This window comes from Burkholderia cenocepacia, assembly GCF_900446215.1.
In the GTDB taxonomy this organism is placed as follows: domain Bacteria; phylum Pseudomonadota; class Gammaproteobacteria; order Burkholderiales; family Burkholderiaceae; genus Burkholderia; species Burkholderia cenocepacia.
The window spans coordinates 386,101-406,981 of sequence record NZ_UAQZ01000013.1 but is presented as its reverse complement, the minus strand read 5'-3'; the positions used below and the strand labels follow the sequence as shown (position 1 = coordinate 406,981).

The window sequence follows — 20,881 nt, the reverse complement described above, 5'->3', positions numbered from 1 at the left end:
GGAATTCGAAGTAAAAAAGGCCGGATGCGGCGGCCCGCACGGGGCACGGCGTCCGGCCGGGTTCCGGCCGTGCGGGGAGGGCACGGCCGGACGCGGGTGCGTCAGCGACGCGGCATCACACGTAGTCCTTGTACTTGTCGAGCATGCGAACCGGCTTCGACAGCGCGTCGCGGCGGAACGGATCGCCGAGTTCGCGCGTGCACATGATCTCGATGATCGTCGTCTTGCCTTCGTTCATCTGCATGTCGATCGCGCGCTTGAGTGCCGGCCCGACATCCTCCAGACGGTCGACCGTGATCCCTTCGGCGCCCATCGCACGGGCGATCGCCGCGAAACTCTGGTTGTCGAGTTCGCCCGCGACGAAGCGGCGGTTGTAGAAGTCGACCTGGTTCTTCTTCTCCGCGCCCCATTGACGGTTGTGGAACACCACGGCCGTGACCGGGATGTTGTGACGCACGCAGGTCATCGTTTCCATCAGGCTCATGCCCCACGCGCCGTCGCCCGCATACGACACGGCCGGGCGGTGCGGCGCGGCGACCTTCGCACCGATGATCGTCGGGAACGCGTAGCCGCAGTTGCCCCAGCTCATCGCCGCGAAGAAGCTGCGCGGCTTGTTGAAGCGCAGGTAGCTGTTCGCGACCGAGTTGATGTTGCCGATGTCGGTCGACACCATCACGTCCTCGGGCATCGCCTTTTCGAGCTCGCGCAGCACCTGGCGCGGATGCAGGTAGCGCCCGCCGTTGAAGGTTTTTTCGTTCTTCTGTTCCTCGATCATGTCGAGGCTGTAGGCGTCACGCTCGTGCGTCCAGTCGTCGAGTTCCTTTTCCCACGCGGCCTTCTCGGTCGCGATCTGGTCGGCGCGCTCGCCGCGCGAGCCGTCGCATGCGAGCGTGCGGCCGTCGAGGCGCTGCGCGAGCGCGACGGCCGCCGCCTTCGCGTCGCCGCAGATGCCGACCGAGATCTTCTTCACGAGGCCGAGCATCTTGTGGTCGGCGTCGATCTGGATGATCTTCGCGTCCTTCGGCCAGTAGTCCATCCCGTGCTGCGGCAGCGTGCCGAACGGCCCGAGGCGCGAACCGAGCGCGATCACGACGTCCGCGCGCGACAGCAGCTTCATCGCGGCCTTCGAGCCCTGGTAGCCGAGCGGGCCGCACCACAGCGGATGGTTCGCCGGGAACGAGTCGTTGTGCAGGTAGCTGTTGACGACCGGCGCACCGAGCCGTTCGGCGAGCGCCTTGCATTCCTCGATCGCGTCGGCCATCACGACGCCGCCGCCCGAGATGATCACCGGGAATTTCGCCTGCGCGATCAGATCGGCCGCGTCGTTCAGGCTCTGTTCGCCGCCGGGGCCGCGATCGAGCCGGCGCGGTTGCGGAATCTCGACCTTGACCTTGCCGTAGAAGTAGTCGCGCGGAATGTTCAGCTGCGTCGGGCCCATCTCGGCCTGGGCGCGATCGAAGCAGCGCGCGGTGAATTCGGCCATCCGCGCCGGGTGCGTGACGTGGCCCTGGTATTTCGTGAATTCCTGGAACATCGGCAACTGGTTCGCTTCCTGGAAGCCGCCGAGGCCGATGCCCATCGTGCCGGCCTCCGGCGTGACGATCACGACCGGGCTGTGCGCCCAGTACGCGGCCGCGATCGCGGTCACGCAGTTGCTGATGCCGGGGCCGTTCTGGCCGATCACGACGCCGTGGCGGCCCGACACGCGTGCATAGCCGTCGGCCATGTGGCCGGCGCCCTGTTCGTGCACGACCGGGATCAGGCGGATGCCGGCCGGCGCGAAGATGTCCATCGCGTCCATGAACGCGGAGCCCATGATGCCGAACATGTCGGTCACGCCGTTGGCCGCGAGGGTTTCGACGAAGGCTTCGGATGGCGTCATGTCCTGCGGGCCGCTGGTCGATGCACGCAGGGAAGTGGATTGTTCGCTCATGGGTTGTCTCCGATTGTTCAATTAACGGAACGTCTTGTTCCAGATGCTATTGGCTGGGAAAAGCCGGTCAAGTCATTCCGCCCGCTGGCGGGGAATGTGGAATGAAATGAAATGATTCGTTTCAAAATGCGCGCCCGGGGTGGGATGGCCCGAACGCGCGCGAGCGGCGCGCTCAGGCCGGCTGCTTCGGCCGTTCCTTGCGGAACGCGCGCTTGACGGCGATCAGCCCGTCGCGGAACTCGAACAGGTCGCAGCCTTCGGCTTCGATGCGCCAGCCTTCCGCGTGCGTGCCGGTGAACACCCATTCGGATACGCCGCGTTCGCCGGCCACGTAGTGGCGGCCGTGGCCCCAGTGCGCATCGGGGAAGGTCTTGAACACGGCTTCGAACGCGGCGCGCACCGCGTCGCGGCCGACGAAGCGCGTGCCGTGAATGTCGGGGCCGCCGGCCGCGTCGAACACGCAGTCCTCGGTCATGAAGCCCATCAGCGCGTGGGCGTCATGCCGGTTGAAGGCGTCGGAAAAAGCCGCGAGCGTGGCGGCCGTGACGGGGGCGGTAAGCGTGTCGGACATAACGTGTCTCCTGTCGAATGATGGACGGTGCGCGAGGCGCTGATGCGCATGCGGCACGCGGTATCGACACGTTAGTGAGCGCTCGTTTTTGGCGGTAGCGCCAGTTCAGGGGATTCGGTTGGGCCAGGGGCGAGCGTGACCGGCTGACGCGATGCCGCGTTCAGGCGTCGGGCTTCTGCGCCCGCACGCACCGCGCGAGCGCCCGCACGCCCGGCTCGATCCGTTCCAGCGGAATCGCGGAAAAGCCCATCCGGAAGCAGCGCCGCGCATTGCTGTCGTCGTTCATGAAGAACACGCCGCCGGGCTCGATCAGGATCCCGGCCTCCTGCGCGTCCGCCGCGAGACGCGCCGCGTCGAGCCACGGCGGCCCCTCGACCCAGCACGACGCGCCGCCCGTCACGGGCACATGGCGCGCTTCCGGCAGATGCGCATCGAGCGCGGCCATCAGCGCCTGCGAGCGCTCGCTGTACGCATGCGCGAGCCGGCGCAGCAACGCGTCGTGATGGCCGAGCGCAAGAAAGGTCGCGAACGCCCGCTGGATATACGCGACCGGATGGCGCACCATCAGCCGCCGCAGCGCGCGCAGCTCGCGGATCAGCTCGCGCGGCCCGACCACGTAGCCGAGCCGCAGGCCCGGCGCGAACGTCTTCGACAGGCTGCCGACGTAGATCACGCGGTCGGCCGTATCGAGGCTCTTCAGCGCCGGATGCGGCGTGCCGGAGAACGTGTTCTCGCTCTCGTAGTCGTCCTCGATGATCACGAAATCGTGCTGCTGCGCGCAATCGAGCAGCGCGCGGCGGCGCTCGACCGGCATCGTCGCGGTGGTCGGGCATTGATGGCTCGGCGTCACGTACACGTAGTCGCAGCGCGACAGCGTATTGCCGAGCGAGTCGGGCGCGATCCCGTGCCCGTCGACGGGCAGCGGCAGCAGCCGCGCGTTGCGGTTCTCGAAGATGTTGCGTGCGTCCGGATAGCCGGGATTCTCGAAGCCGACCGTCGTGTGCTTGCCGCACAGCAGGTCCGCGATCAGGTACAGCGCCTGCTGGCAGCCGTTCGTGACGACGATCTCGTCGGGCATCGCGAACACGCCGCGCCGCGGCAGCACGCGCGTGCGGATCTGCTGGATCAGCGATTCGTCGTCGCGCTCGATCAGGTCGGGCGCCCAGTTGCGGATCTCCATCACCGACAGCGCCTTCAGGCAGCATTCGCGCCAGTCGTTGGTCGGAAACAGCGACTGGTCGAATTGCCCGTAGATGAACGGATATTCGTAGTGCTGCCAGTTCGCGGGCTTCACGATGTTGCGCTGCCTCGACGGCGGATGCGCGATGCGTTTGTCCCATGCGGGGCGGCCCGGCGTGTCGTCGCCGGCCTCCGTTTGCGCGGCGGGCCTGGCGGCCGCGAAGCCGGGCACGCCTTCGAGCATCTTCGGGTTCACGAAGTGCCCGCTGCGTTCGCGCGAGATCAGGTAGCCCTCTTCGACGAGCATCTGGTACGCGAGCACGACGGTGTTGCGCGCGACGCCGAGCTGGTCGGCGAGCTCGCGGCTCGACGGCAGCGCCGCATCGGGCGCGAGCTGGCCGTCGAGGATCGCGGCCACCAGCATGCGCCGGATCTGGTCCTGCAGGCTCGACGCCGACGACCGCCGGAACTGCTGGGCCCATAAGGCGGTCGGGGTACGACTCGGCATGCTTCCTCCTGTGATCGGTACGGGACACGCGAGGCGGCGCGCGGCGGATGCGCAGGCCCGCGAGGGCGCGGTGTGGCGAGAATACGCGCGTCGCGCCGCGGATGTGGACTCAATGAAATGTGGCGTCTGGCACTACTGCGCGTCGACGTGGCAAGACGATACTCAACTCGTCGCGCCCGCACGATCCGGATAACTCCCCGGTACGCGGGCGCAGGGAGGCGTGCGCGCGTCGCGCGCCGGCATCTTCACCGGAGGGGCGGCATGCACGTCGTCGTGTTCAGGGATCGTTGCGCACGCGTGATCCGCATCGTGTTCGACGACGCGCGCGCGACGGCCGTCGCGTATCGCGACGACGAGGCGATCGGCGAACTCGGCATCGACGCCGACGACGGCGCGGTGTGCTCGCCGTCGCTCGCTCGTCTGTACGTCGAACCGGCCTACCGACGCAGCGGCATCGCGCACACGCTGCTGGCGTGCGCGTCGCGCGAATTCGGCCGGCCGATCCGCATCGACACCGCGGCGCGCGAATGGCCCGATTCGCCGGCGTGGGCGACGCTGTGCCGCTGCCTCGAATACGAAGGGCTGGTGGTGGTGCGCTAGCCCGACAGCGTGGCCACGACCACGCCTCACGAGAACGGAGACGACATGAGCACGGTTTTGAAGCCGATTCCCGCATCCGACGTGCGTCACGAAGCGTTGCGCATCGACGGGCAGCGCGTGTGGCGCGACGCGGTGATCGACGTGCGCAACCCGTACGACGGCGCGCTGGTCGGCACCGTGCCGAAGGCGACGCTCGATGACGTGCGCCGTGCCTTCGCGGTCGCGCGTGCGTACCGGCCGACGCTCACGCGCCACGATCGCGCGGCGATCCTGCGCCGCGCGGCCGACATCGTGCGCTCGCGCACCGCGGAGATCGCGGCGCTGATCACGGCCGAGGCCGGTTTGTGCATCAAGGATTCGACTTACGAGGCCGGCCGCGTGGCCGACGTGCTCACGTTCGGCGCCGGCGAAGTGCTGAAGGACGACGGGCAGATCTTCTCGTGCGATCTGACGCCGCACGGCAAGAAGCGCCGCGTGTACACGCAGCGCGATCCGCTGCTCGGCGTGATTTCGGCGATCACGCCGTTCAACCACCCGATGAACCAGGTCGCGCACAAGATCGTGCCGTCGGTCGCGACCAACAACCGGATCGTCGTGAAGCCGTCGGAGAAGGTGCCGCTGTCGTGTTATCTGTTCGCGGACATCCTGTACGAAGCCGGCCTGCCGCCGCAGATGCTGCAGGTGATCACCGGCGACCCGAAGGAAATCGCCGACGAGCTGATCACGAACCCGGCGATCGACCTGATCACGTTCACCGGCGGCGTGTCGATCGGCAAGTCGATCGCCGCGCGGATGGGCTACCGGCGCGCGGTGCTCGAACTCGGCGGCAACGATCCGATCATCGTGATGGAAGACGCCGATCTCGATGAAGCGAGCACGCTCGCGGTATCGGGCTCGTACAAGAATTCGGGGCAGCGCTGCACGGCGATCAAGCGGATGCTCGTGCACGAGGCGGTGGCCGATCGCTTCACGGCGCTCGTCGTCGAGAAGACGCGCGCCTGGTCGTACGGCAACCCGTCCGATCCGTCGGTCGACATGGGCACGGTGATCGACGAAGCGGCGGCGAAGTTCTGCGAGCAGCAAGTCAACGACGCGATCGCGCGCGGCGCGCGGCTGCTGGTCGGCAACGTGCGCGACGGCGCGCTGTATTCGCCGACCGTCGTCGATCGCGTGACGCCCGACATGCCGCTGGTCAAGCACGAAACCTTCGGGCCGGTGTCGCCGATCATGCGCTTTCGCGATATCGACGAGGCGATCCGGATGTCGAACAGCACCGACTACGCGCTGTCGTCGTCGGTGTGCACGAACCGCTTCGACCACATCACGCGCTTCATCACCGAGCTGGAAGTCGGCAGCGTGAACGTGCGCGAAGTGCCCGGCTATCGGCTCGAACTGACGCCGTTCGGCGGCGTGAAGGATTCGGGGCTCGGCTACAAGGAGGGCGTGCAGGAGGCGATGAAGAGCTTCACGAACGTGAAGACGTATTCGCTGCCGTGGTGAACGCGGCGGGGAAGGGCGCGGCGCGCCCTCCCGTCGCCGGCGGCGTTACTGATAGAAGTTGAGCGTGACCATCGCCGAACGGCCCGGCGCCCACGTCGCGTAGATCGGATACGCGCTCGCGTAATACTGCTTGTCGAACAGGTTCTGCACGTTCAGTTGAACGTCCATCGTCTTGTTCACGCGCCACGTCGCGGCCGCGTCGAAGCGTGCATAGCCGGGCGTCCACTTCTTCACGGTCGGCGATACCGATGCATAGGTCTTGCTCATCACCGTCGCACCCGCGCCGAGCGTGAGCTTCGGCATCACGTCGTAGCTGGTCCACAGCGTGAAGTTGTGCTTCGGCACCATCACCATCGGCAGGCCCGATGCGCCCGGGCTGCCGGGGCCCGCGTCGGTCGTGATCGCGTTCAGGTACGAATAGCCGCCGAACACGTGCCACTTCTGCGTCAGGTTGCCCGCGAAGCCGAATTCGAAACCGCGCACGCGCTGCTTGCCCGCGTTGACCGTGTGACCGAGGCCGTCGCTGACGCGCGCGTTGGTCTTTTCGGTCTGGAACAGCGCGGACGTCAGCGACAGCTGATCCTGCAGCACGTCCCACTTCGCACCGATCTCGATGTTGCGCGCGCGTTCGGGTGCGAGATCCTGGTTGGTCGCGGTGATCTGGTCGGTGCCGCCGCCGAGGCCGCCGTTCGAGCCCGGCGGGTTCGACGACGTGCCGTACGACGCGTACAGGCTCACGTTGGTCACCGGCTTGAACACGAGGCCGAACTGGTAGCTGAACAGGTTCGACGTGTTCGACAGGTCGGCGACGCCGGCCTGCTTGCCGGTCGTGTCGTAGCGGTCGAAGCGCAGCCCCGTGTTGAACTGCCAGCGCTCGGACAGCTTCACCGTGTCGAAGATGTACGCGGAGACCGTATCGGTGCGCGTGTTCGTCGTCGCGCCGGGGAAGCCCTTGTCGCCGTTCAGTACGATGCTGCCGGTCCACGGCATGTTCGGGTTCCAGCCGCCGGCGAGCGGCGTGCAGTTGCCGACCACCGCGCACGGGCTGTTCGAGCGGATGTTGTTGCCGGCCGAATCCGACACGAGATAGCCCTCGTAACGTGCCTGCTCGTGGCTGAACTCGACGCCGGCCGTCATCGTGTGCTTCATCCCGAACAGGCTCGCGCTGCCCGTCACTTCGGTCTGGTTCGAGAAACCGTTCAGCGCGTACTTGCCGCTCTTCGCCTGCAGCCCGAGCATGTTCGGGTTCGACGCGAGGATCTGCGGATTCGTCGCCACGTAATCGAGCGTCGAGCGGCCGAACATCGTCGTGTTCTTCAGCTTCCACGTGTCATTGAGCTTGTGCTCGACGCGAATTTCGCCGGTATCGGTCTGCCCGTAGCGGTAGTCGCGCGTGTTGAGCCCGAAGAACTGCCCGCGATCGGTCGGCACCGGCGTGCCGCCCGATGCGCGGAACGGCACGCTGAAGTCCGGCATGTCGTAGGAGTTCATGTGGTAGTAGCTGACCGTGACCGTGGTCGGCGTGTTCAGCCCGAACACGATCGACGGCGCGACGCCCCAGCGCTTGTTGTACACGTCGTTGCGGCCGGCCTGGTTCGCGTCGTGGCCCATCACGTTCAGGCGCACGGCCGTCGTGTCGTTGATCTTGCGGTTCGCGTCGACCGTCGCGCGCTTGTAGCCGTCAGTGCCGAAGCCGATGCTGCTGTTGATGAAGTTGTCGTTCTGCGGCGTCTTCGTGACGATGTCGATGCTGCCGCCCACCGAGCCGCGGCCCGCGTAGACCGAATCGGGGCCCTTGATCACGCTGATCTGCTCGACCGCGAACGTCTCGCGGTTCTGCAGGCCGGAGTCGCGCATGCCGTCGACGAAGATCGAGTTGCGCGATTCGAAGCCGCGGATCACCGGACGGTCGGCCGACGGGTTCGCCGCCGCATCGCCGCCGAGGAACGTGATGCCCGGCACCGAGCGCAGCGCGTCCGCGAAGGACGTGACGTTCTTCTCCTTGATCAACTGCTCGGGGATCACCGTGACCGAGCGCGGCGTATCGAGCAGCGGCGCGGTGAACTTGTACGACGGCGAGCGTTTCACCTGCATGTCCGACAGCGCGGACGACTGCACGGCAATCGTCGGCAGCGTCGCCGGTACGTCGGCGGCAGGAGCGGAAGCGGGAGCGGTTTCGGCGGAGGCGAGCAGCGGCGTCAGGAACACGGAGCAGGTCAGTGCCGATACGAGGGTGCGAGGCCTCGTCTTGAACTGGGCGGGCATATCGGGAAGCAGCGGAAGGTTCGGTGATCGGACGCGTTTTTCTCGATGCCGGCGGGGCGTGCCCGAAACATCGGAAAACGTCAATGTAAATGCGTATGATTCGCGTTTGCGGTCGCAATTCTACGGATTAGTGTCAAATCTGTAAACGATTGAATGGTTTTTGTACTCATTCAGTCGGGCTTTCGTGGGGGCGCGATCGCCTTTGCGTCGCGTGCAACACCGCTTTCCATGACAGGGCCGCCGCGCGGCGGCGGCGACTCGCTACACTGCCGTACCGGTTGAGGGGCCCCGGCAGTCAGGCCCCCAGGCAAGGAGACAGGACACGATGGACACCCCACGCGCAGCAGTCGTCACATACCGCGGCAATGCGATCGAGAACACGTACGTCGCCCATGTGGCGGTCGTCGATGCACGCGGCAGGCTGCTGTCCCGGTTCGGCGATCCGTTCCGGATCACGCTCGCGCGGTCGGCGGCCAAGCCGGCCCAGGCGCTGTCGGTGATCGAGACGGGCGCGCCGGAACGCTTCGGCTTCGACGACGCGGACATCGCGCTGATGTGTGCGTCGCACAGCAGCGAGGACCGTCACATCGCGCGCACGCGCGCGATGCTCGAGAAGGTTGCCGCGCACGAAGCGGATTTGCGCTGCGGCGGCCATCCGCCGCTGTCCGATGCGGTGTACCGGTCATGGATCAAGCGCGACTACACGCCGACCGGCGTGTGCAGCAACTGTTCCGGCAAGCATGTCGGGATGCTGGCCGGCGCGCAGGCGATCGGCGCGGCGATCGCCGATTACCATCTGCCCGACCATCCGATGCAGGTGCGCGTGAAGCACGTGGTGGCCGATGCGTGCGGCTTGCGCGACGACGAGGTCGACTGGGCGATCGACGGCTGCAACCTGCCGACGCCGGCGTTCTCGCTGGATCGCCTCGCGCGCCTTTATGCGTCGCTGGCCGACGGTGCGGACGCGGTGGAAGCCGGCGGCGCGGTTACCGATCGCGTTCGCGCGCTGGCGCGCATTCATCGTTCGATGACCGCGTATCCGGAACTGGTGGCGGGCGAAGGGCGCTATTGCACGGTGCTGATGAACGCATTCGGCGGGCAGGTGGTCGGCAAGCTCGGCGCGGATGCATGCTACGGGATCGGCGTGCGTGCGTCGGAACGCACGCGGGAACTCGGTGCGGAGGGCGCGCTCGGCATTTCGGTGAAGATCGAGGACGGCAATCTCGACGTGCTGTATATGGTCGTCAGCGAAATCCTCGAGCGGCTGCGGATCGGCACCGCCGAGCAGCGCGCGCAACTGGCCGGCTTCCACCGGCCGCGGATGCTCAACACGCAGGGCGTCGAGTTCGGGCACGCGACGTTCCCGTTCGAATTGCAGGCGGCCTGAACGCCGTTACCGAGCCGTTACCGCGCCGATGCCGCCGGCCCGCGATCCGGGCCGCGCGTCGGCGCGCACTATGCGCGTAGGTCGCGAATCTTCGCCAGTTCCCGCTCCGACAGCTCGCCGATCTGCGCGAGATGTTCCGCGAGAAAATCCTTCAGCACGCGCAGCTTCGCCGAGCTGCGCCGGTTCGCCAGATACGCGATGTAGATGAATTCGCCGGTCAGCCGGTTCTGCAGCCGGTAGCGCGGCAGCACGGCTTCGAGCTGGCCGCTCGCGAGCAGGTCGCGCACCAGCCAGATCTCGAATTCCGCGATGCCGAGCCCCGCGCAGGTCGCATCCAGCAGCAATTCCGAATGGTCGGTGACGAGATTGCCGGCCGGCAGCACGCTGTGGTGCGCGTCGCCGCTCACGAGATCCCAGCGCGGATCGCCTTCCGGGTGCACGTAGCGCAGGCAGTTGTGATGCTTGAGGTCGTCCGGCGTCGCCGGGCGCCCGCAGCGGTCGAGGTAGGCGGGCGTCGCGCACAGGATGCTGTCGTTGCGCGACAACCGGTGGACGACGAGGTTATCCAGGTAGTTCTCGCCTTCGTGGATGTCGAGGTCGAAGCCGCCGGCCACGAGGTCGTTGTGGTTGTCGGTGAGCCGCACGTCGAGCTGGATGGTCGGATAGCGCGCCAGGAACGGCGCGATCAGCGGCGCCAGATGACGCCGCCCGAACGCGACCGGCGCGGTGAGCTTCAGCGGGCCGCTCGGCCGCGCATTCAGCTCGGCGACGACGCGCAGCGTGTCGTCGAGATCGGCGATCAGCGTGACCGCGCGCTCCAGGTAGATGTGGCCGGCCTCGGTGAGCGTCACGCTGTGCGTCGAGCGGTGCAGCAGCGCGACGCCGAGCGCTTCCTCGATCGCCGTCACCTTGCGCGCGACGGTCGACGTCGACACGTGCATCTCCTTCGCGACCGCCGAAAAACTCCCCGTTTCGACCACGCGCACGAACGCGCGCATCGCGCCCAGGTGATCGATGCCGGTTTCCCTCGCGCCTGTTTTCATTCGATTCTCGCTATTGCGTCCCACGCAAAACCGCTTTCGATAATACAGAAGCGAGGTTGTTTTTGCAAAGGCATAGAATGCGAACCCGTCGCGTCGGGAAGCGGCGCACGACGAGCGGCACGAGACATTCAGGAGGGCACGATGGCAGAAAACGGCTTCCGCGTCGAAGCGGATCTTTTAGGGAAACGAAGTATTCCGGATGCCGCCTACTACGGCGTCCACACGCTGCGCGCGAAAGAGAATTTCGACATTTCGGGCCGCACCATTGCGTCGCTGCCGTACCTCGTGATGGCGCTCGCGGCCGTGAAGGAAGCGGCGGCCGACGCCAACTGCGAACTCGGGCTGCTGCCGCGGCCGTACCGCGATGCGATCGCCGCCGCGTGCGTCGAGATCCGCGAAGGGCGGCTGCACGACCAGTTCGTCGTCGACGTGATCCAGGGCGGCGCCGGCACGTCGACCAACATGAACGCGAACGAGGTGATCTGCAACCGCGCGCTCGAAATCATGGGACACGCGCGCGGGCAGTACGAATACCTGCATCCGAACGAACACGTCAATCTCGCGCAGAGCACCAACGACGTCTATCCGACCGCGATCCGGATCGCGACGTGCTTCGCGGTCGAGCATCTGCTCGAAGCGATGGCGCGGCTGCGCGATGCGTTCGCGGAGCGCGCCGACGCGTTCGCCGGCTTGCTGAAGCTCGGCCGCACGCAGTTGCAGGACGCGGTGCCGATGACGCTCGGCCAGGAGTTCTCGACCTACGCGGTGATGCTGACGGAGGACATCGCGCGGCTGCAGGAGGCCGGCTGGCTGATTCGCGAGATCAACCTCGGCGCGACCGCGATCGGCACGGGCATCACCGCGCATCCGGAGTACGCGGAGAAGGCGCTGGCCGCGCTGCGGCGCATCACCGGGCTCGACCTGAGCACCGCGCCGAACCTGATCGAGGCGACGCAGGATTGCGGCGCGTTCGTCCAGGTGTCGGGCGTGCTCAAGCGGATCGCCGTCAAGCTGTCGAAGATCTGCAACGACCTGCGACTGCTGTCGAGCGGCCCGCGCGCGGGCTTCGGCGAGATCAACCTGCCGCCGGTGCAGGCCGGTTCGTCGATCATGCCCGGCAAGGTGAATCCGGTGATCCCGGAAGTCGTCAACCAGGTCGCGTTCGAGGTGTTCGGCAACGACCTGACCATCACCTTCGCGGCCGAAGCCGGCCAGCTTCAGCTCAACGCGTTCGAACCGGTGATCGCGAGCGCGCTGTTCCGCAGCTTCAGCCACCTGACGGCCGCCTGCACGACGCTCGCGCAGCGCTGCGTGAGCGGCATCACCGCGAACCCCGAGCGGCTGCGCGAAACGATGGAGCGCTCGGTCGCGCTCGCGACCGCGCTGAATCCGTACATCGGCTACAAGCGCGCGACCGCCGTGGCCGCCGAAGCGCATGCGACCGGCAAATCGATCCGCGAGGTCGTGCTGGCCCGCGAGCTGATGACCGCTGCGCAACTCGACGAAGCGCTGCAACCGGAAGCGCTGATCCGGCCTCGGGCGCGCTGACGCCAGCCGGTTCGCGACCGTACCGAAAGCGCCCCCGAAGCGGGGCGCGACACATCAACAAACGACGGAGACTCACGATGAAACACACCAGCGAACGCCCGGCCGGCCCGGCCGGCGGCGCGGATGCCGCTCATGCCGATCCCGATGCGATGTTCGCGTCGCACGAAGCCGGCTATGCGAAGCAGTTGAAGCCGCGGCACGTGCAGATGATCGCGATGGGCGGTGCGATCGGCACCGGCCTCTTTCTCGGCGCGGGCGGGCGCCTGCAAAGCGCGGGGCCCGCGCTCGCGCTCGTCTATCTCGTGTGCGGCGTGTTCGCGTTCCTGATCATGCGTGCGCTCGGCGAGCTGGTGATGCACCGGCCGACCAGCGGCAGCTTCGTGTCGTACGCACGGGAGTTCATGGGCGAGCGGGCGTCGTTCGTCGCGGGCTGGATGTACTACCTGAACTGGGCGACGACCGGCATCGTCGACATCACCGCGGTCGCGATCTACATGAAGTACTGGGCCGTCTTCACCGACGTGCCGCAATGGGTGTTCGCGCTCGGCGCGCTCGGGATCGTATCGGTGATGAACATGATCGGCGTGAAGGTGTTCGGCGAGATGGAGTTCTGGTTCTCGCTCGTCAAGGTCGGCACGCTCGCGGTGTTTCTCGCGGTCGGCGCGGTGTTTCTCGCGAGCGGCCATCCGGTGGCGGGGCAGATGCCGGGGCTGCATGTCATCGCGGATCACGGCGGGATCTTCCCGCACGGGATCCTGCCGGCCGTGCTGATCGTGCAGGGTGTCGTGTTCGCATACGCGAGCATCGAGCTCGTCGGCGTCGCCGCGGGCGAGACGGCCGATGCGCGCAAGGTGCTGCCGAAGGCGATCAACAGCGTGATGTGGCGCATCGCGCTGTTCTATGTCGGCTCGGTCGTGCTGCTGACGATGCTGCTGCCGTGGACCGCGTACAGCGCGCACGAAAGCCCGTTCGTCACGTTCTTCAGCAAGCTCGGCGTGCCGTACGTCGGCACGGTGATGAACGTCGTGGTGCTGACGGCCGCGCTGTCGAGCCTGAATTCCGGCCTCTATTCGACGGGCCGCGTGCTGCGCTCGCTCGCGATGGGCGGCTCGGCGCCGCGTTTCGTGTCGCGGATGAACGCGCGCGGCGTGCCGTACGGCGGGATCCTGATCACGGTGGCGATCAACGCGATCGGCGTGCCGCTGAACTACATCGTGCCGGCCCAGGCGTTCGAGATCGTGCTGAACATGGCGTCGCTCGGGATCATCACGACGTGGGGCTTCATCGTGATGTGCCAGATCCTGTTCCGCCGCGCGGTCGATCGCGGCGAGATGAAAGCCGTGTCGTTCCGGATGCCGGGTGCGCCGTTCACGTCGTGGCTCACGCTCGCTTTCCTCGTCGGCGTGCTGGTGCTGATGGCGTTCGACTATCCGGGCGGCACGTGGACCATCGCGACGATTCCCGTCGTCGTGCTCGCGCTGGTGATCGGCTGGAAGCTGGCGAAACGTGGCGCCGAGCGCGAGCGGGCGGCGGCGATGCCGGCATCCGTGCGTGCCGTTGCGGATCCTGCGCGGAACGCGTGACGCGCGCGTGATGTCATGCACCGGGGGCGCCGGTCCGTTCGCGGGCGGGCGCCCCCGGTGCGTTGGGTTCGAGTCAGTTCAACCCGGTGCGCTCGCCGACCCATCGGCCGAAATCGCCGGCCATCTCCGCGGTCAGCTCGTGCCCGGCCGCATACAGCCGCGTGTCGTGCGCGACGCCGAGCGCCGCGAGTGTCGCATCGGCCTTGTCCGCCCACGAGACGGGCAGCTTGTCGTCGAAGCGGCCATGCATGATCAGCGCGTGAAGCGGGCGCAGCGCGTCGCGCGGCGCGATCAGCGGATCGATTTCCGGCAGGATGCGCCCGCACAGCACGGCGAACGCGCTCACGTCGCCCGGCGACGTGAGGCCGACGCTCGCGCTCATGATGCCGCCCTGGCTGAAGCCGGCGATCACGGTCGGCAACGCGGGCGCCGCGCCATCCTGTGCGCGGAAGGCGTGCAGCAGCGTGACCAGTTGCACGCGGCTCTCGTCCGCGCGCGCCGCATCGATTTCAGGGCCGTTCGGGCCGAAACGCACCGGAAACCACGCATGCTGACTGGGCCCGAACGTGAGCGGGCCGCGCAGGAACGCGATTTCGATGCGCGGATCGATCGCGTCGGCCACGTTCAGCAGGTTGGTTTCGTTGCCGCCGACGCCGTGCAGCAGCAACAGGCGGGCGGCGGCGCGGCCGGCGGCCGGGCGCAAACGGTACTGCAGGCCGGATTCGGGATCGGTGGTCAGCGGCAGGGCGTCGGTCATCGCGTGGGTCCGGAAAGGGATCGATGCGACAGTCTAGAGCGGGCGGATCGGGAGGGGAATCGCCGGGGCGGGATTGATTGTTTCCTCTCCGGAATGAATCGGGGCGCCGTTCGTTGCGGGAACGGATCGCGATATCACGCGGCCAGGCATGGCCGGACGGCCCGGATATACGCCGACGACAGGCCAAGTGGACGACTCGTCATACTCACGTACAGTTGATAAAACAGATACATTCTGTAGATACGTGAGGATGGAGCGATGGATACTGCAAAGCTCTTCAAGCATGGCGGCTCGCAGGCTGTCCGGCTGCCGAAGGATTTCCGCTTCGATACGGCCGAGGTTCGCATCCGCCGCCACGGGGCGGCCGTCATTCTCGAGCCGATGCCGCAAGACTGGGCTTGGCTGGCACCGCTGATCGGTCCGGTGGACGCCGATTTCGAGGCTGCCGCGACCACACAGCCGTCCGCTCAGGAGCGCTCGGGCCTGGACGTGTTCGAATGAAGTTCCTGCTGGATACCAACGCGGTGATCGCCATTCTCAAAGGCGAGCCGGCGATACTGGCCCGTTTGCATGCCTGGCACCCGGCCGATTTCGGGATCCCCGCGATCGTCGCGCACGCGCTTTACTACGGCGCGTACAAGAGCCAGCGAGCGGCGGCGAACGTCGCGCGTGTCGAGGCGTTGCAGTTCGAGGTCGTATCATTCGACACCGAGGATGCACAGCATGCGGGTGAAATTCGCGCGCACCTGATCGCGGCCGGCACGCCGATTGGTCCATACGACGCCTTGATCGCAGGGCAGGCGCGCGCGCGGCAACTGGTGCTGGTCACGCACAACGTCCGCGAATTCGAGCGCGTTCCGCGGCTGCAATTCGAAGACTGGCTAGCCGAACCGAGCGCAGACTGAACGGTAGGTCATGCAAGATCGACATTAACGAACCTGCCCGACAAACCCCGCGTAGAGCATAAAAAGGTGTCAGAAAAAGACGACCCGCCGATAATACGCAAACGTTTTTCCGGCATTCAATAGAACGGATTTTGCGGAGCATGAATAAAACAATGAATATCCGCTATTCGTGCGATTCGTCGAACGCCGCATCCATACGGGGTATGGCGGCGGAAAGTTAACGGCAAGCCGACCAAAAACTTTAGGCTTTTCCCCGCGCAATTATTCATTTCATTTTTCTCAATGACCGATTGATTTTCGGTCATCGGACAGTCATACACCATCCCCGATAATTCGGCGCTCATATTCTTTCAATAGACCAGAGGGCGATCGAACCCGGATCGCTGCGGGGAGCTGTACTCATGACCATCCGTCATCGCATTACGCTGCTAGTCGTCCTGACGTTCTTCGCGCTGTCCGCGATCGGCGCTTATGCCGTGTACCAGACGCGCAAGAGCGCATCCGAGGTGCGTCAGGTCACCCAGGGAATCGTGCCGAGCGCGCTCGCGTCGGCGGATCTCGTCGCCGATGTGAAGAACATCCAGATCGCGACGATGACGCTCGTCTACGCGCCCGACGCGAACACCGCCGCCCAGGCGCGCGACGAGCTGAAGGCGAAGCAGGCCGCGCTGCGCGCCGCACTCGACGCGCAGGCGAAATCGGCGGTCGGCCGCGCGCAGGAAGGGCTCGTCGCGCAGGCGAAGGACAGCGCCACGAACTATTTCGCGGCGATCGACGACACCGTGAAGATGAAGACGGACGGCAAGGCCGAGATGGCGCAGGCCTACCTGTTCGCGAACGTCGCGCAGTATCGCGATGAGCTCGAAAGCATCGTCGACACGCTGCGCGTCGAGAAGAACCGCCAGAAGGACGACGCGATCGGCGCGCTGAACGGGATGCTCGCGACCACGGCGACCGCGATCGCGGGCGTCGCCGGCACGGTGATCGTGCTGCTGACCGCGCTCGGCTTCGTGCTGTATCGCCAGATCACGCGCCCGTTGATCGGGATGCAGACGGCGATGAGCGAGATCGCGACGAGCCAGGATTTCACGCGCCGCGTGCCGGTGGGCCGGATGGACGAAATCGGCCACTCGATCGTCGCGTTCAACGGGATGATCGAGAAGATCCAGGAGAACGCCGCGCAACTGAAGCAGAAGACGGCCGACATCCAGGCGATGCTGCAGAACATGCAGCAGGGCATCCTGACCGTCGTCGAAGGCGGCGTCGTGCATGCCGAGTATTCGGCGTACCTCGAAACCATCTTCGAGACGAACGACATCGCCGGCCGCGACCTGATGGCGCTCGTGTTCGACGATTCGGCGATCGGCGCCGACGCGCGCTCGCAGGTCGACGCGGCCGTGCACGCATGCCTTGGCGAAGACAGCATGAACTTCGCGTTCAACGAGCACCTGCTCGTCAACGAGGTCGCGAAGCGGATGCCGGACGGCCGCGAGAAGTGGCTCGACCTGAGCTGGTCGGCGATCACCGACGAGACCGACACGGTCGTGCGCCTGATGCTGTGCGTGCGCGACGTGACCGAGATCCGCGAGCTGACCGCGCAGGCCGGCGAGCAGCAGCGCCGCCTGGAGATGATCGGCGAGATCCTGTCGATCAGCCAGGACAAGTTCCACGACTTCGTGCACAGCGCGAAGGGCTTCCTCAGCGAGAACGAGCGGATGATCCGCCAGCACGAGCGCGCCGATCACTCGATCGTCGCCGCGCTGTTCCGCAACATGCACACGATCAAGGGCAATGCGCGCACGTACAGCCTGCAGCATCTGACGAACATCGTCCACGAAGCGGAGCAGGCGTACGAATCGCTGCGCCGCGCGGACAGCGGCCCCGAGTGGAACCGCGACGCGCTGATGGAGGATCTGGCGCGCGTACGTGAAGCCGTCGACCACTACGCGACGATCAACGCGGTCACGCTCGGCCGCAGCGGCGAGCCGGCGCAGCATGGCGCCGACTACCTGATGGTCGAGCGCGCGCACATCAGCGAGAGCCTGCGCGTGCTCGACGGCGCCGATCCGGCGAACGCGTCCGACTGGCACGCGGCGCGCGATGCGGTGCGGCGCATGCTGAGCCAGCTCGGCACGCAAGGGATCGGCGACGCGCTCGGCGGCGTGATCGAGTCGCTGCCGTCGCTCGCGGCCGAGCTCGGCAAGCCGGCGCCCGTCGTGCATATCGACAGTCACGGCCAGCGCGTGCGCAGCGAGATCGTTGCGACGCTGAAGAACGTGTTCATGCACCTGCTGCGCAATGCGATCGACCACGGGATCGAATCGTCCGACGAGCGGCGCGCGGCCGGCAAGGCGGCGTCCGGCACGATCGACATCGCGGTCGGCGTGGGCGGCGGCGAGCTGTGGTTCGTGCTCGGCGACGACGGCCGCGGCCTTGCGCTCGACCGGATTCGCGGCATCGCGCGCGAGCGCGGCTGGATCGATGCCGACAGCGAAGCGGCGCTGTCCGACGAGGAGGTCGCCGAGCTGATCTTCCGGCCGGGCTTCTCGACCGCGCGGACGGTGACCGAAGTATCGGGGCGCGGCGTCGGCATGGACGCGGTGCGCAACTTCCTGAAGCGCGACGGCGGCGATATCGCGCTGCGCTTCACCGACGATCGCGTCGGGGCGCCGTATCGCGCGTTCGAGACGATCGTGTCGCTGCCGGCGCGCTTCGCGGCGGACGGTGCCGCGCACGCGCAGCGGGCGCGCATCGCGGATATCGGCGCAGCGGAGTGACGGCGTGATCGAGCAGGCGTGGATGATTCAGGTGGCCGCCGCGCTGGCGGGCGGCGTGGTCGTCGCGGTGGCGGCGGCGGTCGTGTTGCGCGTGACGCGCAGGCGGCTCGTCGCGGCGCTCACGCGCGAGGCCGATGCGTTGCGCGACGCGCTCGATGCAGCCGGCGCACGCGCCGATGAAGCGGCGTCGGCGCATGCGGACGCCGCCGACGCATGGGCGCAACGCGAGGCGCAACTGGCGGAGGCGCTGACGCGCGAGACCGCCGCGCACGGCGCGCAGCGCGACGCGTTGCAGGCGCTGTCGGCTGACCGCGCGGCGCTCGCGCAGCACGCGCTGAAGATCGCCGACGAAGCCGCGCGCCTGCGCGGGCTCGCCGGCACGTTCGAGCGCTGGCACGAGCAGATGATCTCGCTGACCACGCAGAACCAGGACATGCGCACGAAGAACCAGGAACTGTCCGCGATCGTCGCGCACGTATCGATCGTGTCGCTGAACGCGTCGATCGAGGCCGCGCGCGCGGGCACGGCCGGGCGCGGCTTCTCGATCGTCGCGAGCGAGGTGCGCGGGCTGGCCGCGCGCTCGCAGCAACTGTCGAACAGCTATCGCGACAGCCTGAACCGCAACGATCTCGTGACGGCCGCGACGTTCCAGGACATCCAGGCCGGCGGCAAGATGATCACGGCCGCGCTCGCGACCGTCGAGACGCTGGCCGGGCAACTGCACGCGCGAATCGAAGGGGAAGCCGCGTGATCAGTGCGCAGGCGAGGGCCGGTTTCGAACGGATCTTTTTCGATGCCGCGCGCACGCGGCTCGCGGCCGGCGGCGCGTGCGAGATCCGGCCGGCCGCCGGTCACGATCCCGACGCGCCCGATCGCGTGCTCGCGAAATCGCGATCGAAGCCGAAGGTGCCCGAACACGTGGCCGTGCTGACGATCTCGGCGCTGCATTTCCGCCTGCTGCTCGCGCTGCGCTTCAGCGACGACGACGCGACGCGCCGCCATTTCGCCGGCACGACGGCGGGCACGAGCAGCCAGCGGCCGTTGACCGAAGCGTTCATGGAGGTCGCGAACCTGTGTTGCGGCGCGATCAACCAGGCGCTGACCGCGCCGTTTCCCGATCTCGGGATGTCGACGCCTTACCTGCTGAGCGGCGCGAGCATCGACTACATGCGTGCGCTCGCGCCCGATTACGTGGCTGCGTACGACCTGACGCTCGACGGCGACGTGCGGGTCGGCGCGACGCTGTGCGTGTGCGCGAACGCGCCGGTCGATTTCCATGTGCCGGAAACGGCCACGGTGGAAACCGGCGGCGAGCTCGAACTGTTCTGACCGACCATCAGGAACCCGTGAGATGACCGAAGACCAACCCGTCAGCAAGGTGCTCGTGCTCGACGACAGCCGCGTGCACGCCGACGCGATCAAGCGTTTCTGCGACGAGCACAACCTGGTCGGCCTGACCGTGCGGCGCAGCCGGCTGCTGAAGGTGCTGCGCTCGAACATCGATCTCGGCGCGATCCTGCTGGCCGAGGATTACGGCGGCTCGCCGGTCGAGAGCGCGATCATCGCGACGCAGATCGACGCGCTGCGGCCCGAGCTGCCGATCATCCTGCGCCGCGAATCGCTCGCGTCGCGCGACGGGCTGCCCGATGCGCTGGCGCGCGTCGCATGCGCGGCCTACGTCGCCGACGACATGACGCCGCTCGAGCGCGCGATCGACGAATACCTGTTCGGCCGCGACTACCCGAACGCGCTGGTGCGCGGCATCTCGGAGATCACCGAGGCGCGCCTCGACAGCCTGTTCCCGGGCATGACGATCGAGCACGACACGCCGTGCATCGTGCGCGACCAGATCATCTTCGGCGAGGTGTTCAGCCTGATCGCGCTCGAAAGCGCGTGGTGCCGCGGCTACATGCTGCTGCAGACGAGCGAGCAGCCGCTGCTCGACATGCTCGGCGGCACGCGCGACGGCGGCCGCGCGCCGGATTTCCGCGACGTGAACAGCGTGCTCGGCGAACTGACCAACCTCGTGTGGGGCGCGTTCAAGAACCGCTATCTCGGCGACGCCGAGGCGCTGGCGCGCCATCCGGTGCAGGTGCCGCTCGTCGTCAATCACAAGCAGAAGTTCATCTCGTTCGGCGGCGACTGCCCGCAGCTCTGTTTCAAGTACCGGATGACCGATCCGGCATCGGGGCGTTCGGTCCGTCTCGACCAGCGTTTCGTGTTCAGCCTCAGCTGGTCGCCGGAAGATTTCCGCGAATCGGTGCAGGACGTCGGGCCGATGGTCGAATCGGGCGAACTCGAACTGTTTTGAAGTCAGCAACAACG

At 67.0% G+C, this 20,881-nt stretch carries 18 protein-coding genes; 11 read left to right on the top strand and 7 right to left on the bottom strand.

The features are described from left to right. Positions 1–115: 115 nt before the first annotated feature. The 3 genes from xsc to pdxR form a co-directional block, all read right to left on the bottom strand. Positions 116–1,933 carry a sulfoacetaldehyde acetyltransferase gene (gene xsc / locus DTA15_RS24350; RefSeq protein WP_006491142.1) on the bottom strand — a complete coding sequence of 606 codons (1,818 nt, stop codon included), beginning with the start codon at positions 1,931–1,933 and terminating at the stop codon, positions 116–118. Between the two features lie 172 nt (positions 1,934–2,105). Then, complete coding sequence (locus DTA15_RS24345; RefSeq protein WP_006491152.1) at positions 2,106–2,504, bottom strand: nuclear transport factor 2 family protein; 399 nt, start codon at positions 2,502–2,504, stop codon at positions 2,106–2,108. A gap of 160 nt (positions 2,505–2,664) precedes the next feature. Beyond that, positions 2,665–4,191, bottom strand: coding sequence for a MocR-like pyridoxine biosynthesis transcription factor PdxR (gene pdxR, locus DTA15_RS24340; RefSeq protein WP_006491147.1), 1,527 nt, complete (start codon positions 4,189–4,191; stop codon positions 2,665–2,667). Positions 4,192–4,452: 261 nt separating this feature from the next. Between pdxR and DTA15_RS24335 the strand changes: the two genes are divergently transcribed. Continuing rightward, positions 4,453–4,791, top strand: coding sequence for a GNAT family N-acetyltransferase (locus tag DTA15_RS24335; protein WP_006491133.1), 339 nt, complete (start codon positions 4,453–4,455; stop codon positions 4,789–4,791). Between the two features lie 45 nt (positions 4,792–4,836). Continuing rightward, positions 4,837–6,291: a phosphonoacetaldehyde dehydrogenase gene (gene phnY / locus DTA15_RS24330; protein WP_006491137.1), complete on the top strand. Its 1,455-nt coding sequence runs from the start codon at positions 4,837–4,839 to the stop codon at positions 6,289–6,291. Between the two features lie 45 nt (positions 6,292–6,336). Here the strand turns inward: phnY and DTA15_RS24325 are convergent, their stop codons facing one another. After that, a complete protein-coding gene (locus DTA15_RS24325) occupies positions 6,337–8,556 on the bottom strand; it encodes a TonB-dependent receptor (protein WP_012493258.1) in 2,220 nt (739 codons plus the stop codon). Between the two features lie 325 nt (positions 8,557–8,881). Between DTA15_RS24325 and DTA15_RS24320 the strand changes: the two genes are divergently transcribed. Further along, positions 8,882–9,943, top strand: a complete 1,062-nt coding sequence (locus DTA15_RS24320; RefSeq protein ID WP_006491135.1) for an asparaginase — start codon at positions 8,882–8,884, stop codon at positions 9,941–9,943. A gap of 68 nt (positions 9,944–10,011) precedes the next feature. Here the strand turns inward: DTA15_RS24320 and DTA15_RS24315 are convergent, their stop codons facing one another. After that, a complete protein-coding gene (locus DTA15_RS24315; RefSeq protein ID WP_012493259.1) occupies positions 10,012–10,986 on the bottom strand; it encodes a LysR family transcriptional regulator in 975 nt (324 codons plus the stop codon). Positions 10,987–11,127: 141 nt separating this feature from the next. Between DTA15_RS24315 and aspA the strand changes: the two genes are divergently transcribed. Both aspA and DTA15_RS24305 read left to right on the top strand, forming a co-directional pair. Continuing rightward, entirely contained in the window at positions 11,128–12,534 is a 1,407-nt protein-coding gene (aspA, locus tag DTA15_RS24310; RefSeq protein WP_006491136.1) for an aspartate ammonia-lyase, read from the top strand. Between the two features lie 77 nt (positions 12,535–12,611). Then, entirely contained in the window at positions 12,612–14,117 is a 1,506-nt protein-coding gene (locus DTA15_RS24305; protein ID WP_006491141.1) for an amino acid permease, read from the top strand. Positions 14,118–14,190: 73 nt separating this feature from the next. On the opposite strand, the gene DTA15_RS24300 is transcribed toward DTA15_RS24305, so the two are convergent. Then, positions 14,191–14,874, bottom strand: coding sequence for an alpha/beta hydrolase (locus DTA15_RS24300; protein ID WP_006491145.1), 684 nt, complete (start codon positions 14,872–14,874; stop codon positions 14,191–14,193). Positions 14,875–15,132: 258 nt separating this feature from the next. Here DTA15_RS24300 and DTA15_RS24295 point away from each other — a divergent pair, with 258 nt between their 5' ends. Together DTA15_RS24295 and DTA15_RS24290 are read left to right on the top strand one after the other, a co-directional pair. Continuing rightward, the gene (locus DTA15_RS24295; protein WP_006491146.1) at positions 15,133–15,375 is read left to right on the top strand and encodes an antitoxin; all 243 of its coding nucleotides are present in this window, start codon (positions 15,133–15,135) and stop codon (positions 15,373–15,375) included. Continuing rightward, positions 15,372–15,779 (top strand): type II toxin-antitoxin system VapC family toxin, encoded by a 408-nt coding sequence (locus DTA15_RS24290; RefSeq protein WP_006491144.1) that lies wholly within the window; start codon positions 15,372–15,374, stop codon positions 15,777–15,779. The genes DTA15_RS24295 and DTA15_RS24290 overlap by 4 nt, the downstream gene beginning before the upstream one ends. A gap of 116 nt (positions 15,780–15,895) precedes the next feature. On the opposite strand, the gene DTA15_RS38355 is transcribed toward DTA15_RS24290, so the two are convergent. Then, positions 15,896–16,123 (bottom strand): hypothetical protein, encoded by a 228-nt coding sequence (locus DTA15_RS38355; RefSeq protein ID WP_006491154.1) that lies wholly within the window; start codon positions 16,121–16,123, stop codon positions 15,896–15,898. 57 nt (positions 16,124–16,180) lie between these two features. Between DTA15_RS38355 and DTA15_RS24285 the strand changes: the two genes are divergently transcribed. The 4 genes from DTA15_RS24285 to DTA15_RS24270 are packed head-to-tail and all read left to right on the top strand — an operon-like array spanning position 16,181 to position 20,867. Next, complete coding sequence (locus DTA15_RS24285; RefSeq protein ID WP_006491138.1) at positions 16,181–18,556, top strand: MCP four helix bundle domain-containing protein; 2,376 nt, start codon at positions 16,181–16,183, stop codon at positions 18,554–18,556. Positions 18,557–18,578: 22 nt separating this feature from the next. After that, positions 18,579–19,307, top strand: coding sequence for a methyl-accepting chemotaxis protein (locus DTA15_RS39395; protein WP_034178465.1), 729 nt, complete (start codon positions 18,579–18,581; stop codon positions 19,305–19,307). Next, the gene (locus DTA15_RS24275; protein ID WP_006486232.1) at positions 19,304–19,885 is read left to right on the top strand and encodes a hypothetical protein; all 582 of its coding nucleotides are present in this window, start codon (positions 19,304–19,306) and stop codon (positions 19,883–19,885) included. Before DTA15_RS39395 ends, DTA15_RS24275 begins: the two co-directional genes overlap by 4 nt. 22 nt (positions 19,886–19,907) lie before the next feature. Then, positions 19,908–20,867 (top strand): chemotaxis protein CheX, encoded by a 960-nt coding sequence (locus DTA15_RS24270; protein WP_006486236.1) that lies wholly within the window; start codon positions 19,908–19,910, stop codon positions 20,865–20,867. Positions 20,868–20,881 lie beyond the last annotated feature (14 nt).

Bases quoted from the DNA above. Each gene is read 5' to 3' on its own strand.
- xsc (WP_006491142.1), bottom strand. From the start codon at position 1,933: ATGAGCGAACAATCCACTTCCCTGCGTGCATCGACCAGCGGCCCGCAG.
- DTA15_RS24345 (WP_006491152.1), bottom strand. From the start codon at position 2,504: ATGTCCGACACGCTTACCGCCCCCGTCACGGCCGCCACGCTCGCGGCT.
- pdxR (WP_006491147.1), bottom strand. From the start codon at position 4,191: ATGCCGAGTCGTACCCCGACCGCCTTATGGGCCCAGCAGTTCCGGCGG.
- DTA15_RS24335 (WP_006491133.1), top strand. From the start codon at position 4,453: ATGCACGTCGTCGTGTTCAGGGATCGTTGCGCACGCGTGATCCGCATC.
- phnY (WP_006491137.1), top strand. From the start codon at position 4,837: ATGAGCACGGTTTTGAAGCCGATTCCCGCATCCGACGTGCGTCACGAA.
- DTA15_RS24325 (WP_012493258.1), bottom strand. From the start codon at position 8,556: ATGCCCGCCCAGTTCAAGACGAGGCCTCGCACCCTCGTATCGGCACTG.
- DTA15_RS24320 (WP_006491135.1), top strand. From the start codon at position 8,882: ATGGACACCCCACGCGCAGCAGTCGTCACATACCGCGGCAATGCGATC.
- DTA15_RS24315 (WP_012493259.1), bottom strand. From the start codon at position 10,986: ATGAAAACAGGCGCGAGGGAAACCGGCATCGATCACCTGGGCGCGATG.
- aspA (WP_006491136.1), top strand. From the start codon at position 11,128: ATGGCAGAAAACGGCTTCCGCGTCGAAGCGGATCTTTTAGGGAAACGA.
- DTA15_RS24305 (WP_006491141.1), top strand. From the start codon at position 12,612: ATGAAACACACCAGCGAACGCCCGGCCGGCCCGGCCGGCGGCGCGGAT.
- DTA15_RS24300 (WP_006491145.1), bottom strand. From the start codon at position 14,874: ATGACCGACGCCCTGCCGCTGACCACCGATCCCGAATCCGGCCTGCAG.
- DTA15_RS24295 (WP_006491146.1), top strand. From the start codon at position 15,133: ATGGATACTGCAAAGCTCTTCAAGCATGGCGGCTCGCAGGCTGTCCGG.
- DTA15_RS24290 (WP_006491144.1), top strand. From the start codon at position 15,372: ATGAAGTTCCTGCTGGATACCAACGCGGTGATCGCCATTCTCAAAGGC.
- DTA15_RS38355 (WP_006491154.1), bottom strand. From the start codon at position 16,123: ATGAGCGCCGAATTATCGGGGATGGTGTATGACTGTCCGATGACCGAA.
- DTA15_RS24285 (WP_006491138.1), top strand. From the start codon at position 16,181: ATGACCATCCGTCATCGCATTACGCTGCTAGTCGTCCTGACGTTCTTC.
- DTA15_RS39395 (WP_034178465.1), top strand. From the start codon at position 18,579: ATGATTCAGGTGGCCGCCGCGCTGGCGGGCGGCGTGGTCGTCGCGGTG.
- DTA15_RS24270 (WP_006486236.1), top strand. From the start codon at position 19,908: ATGACCGAAGACCAACCCGTCAGCAAGGTGCTCGTGCTCGACGACAGC.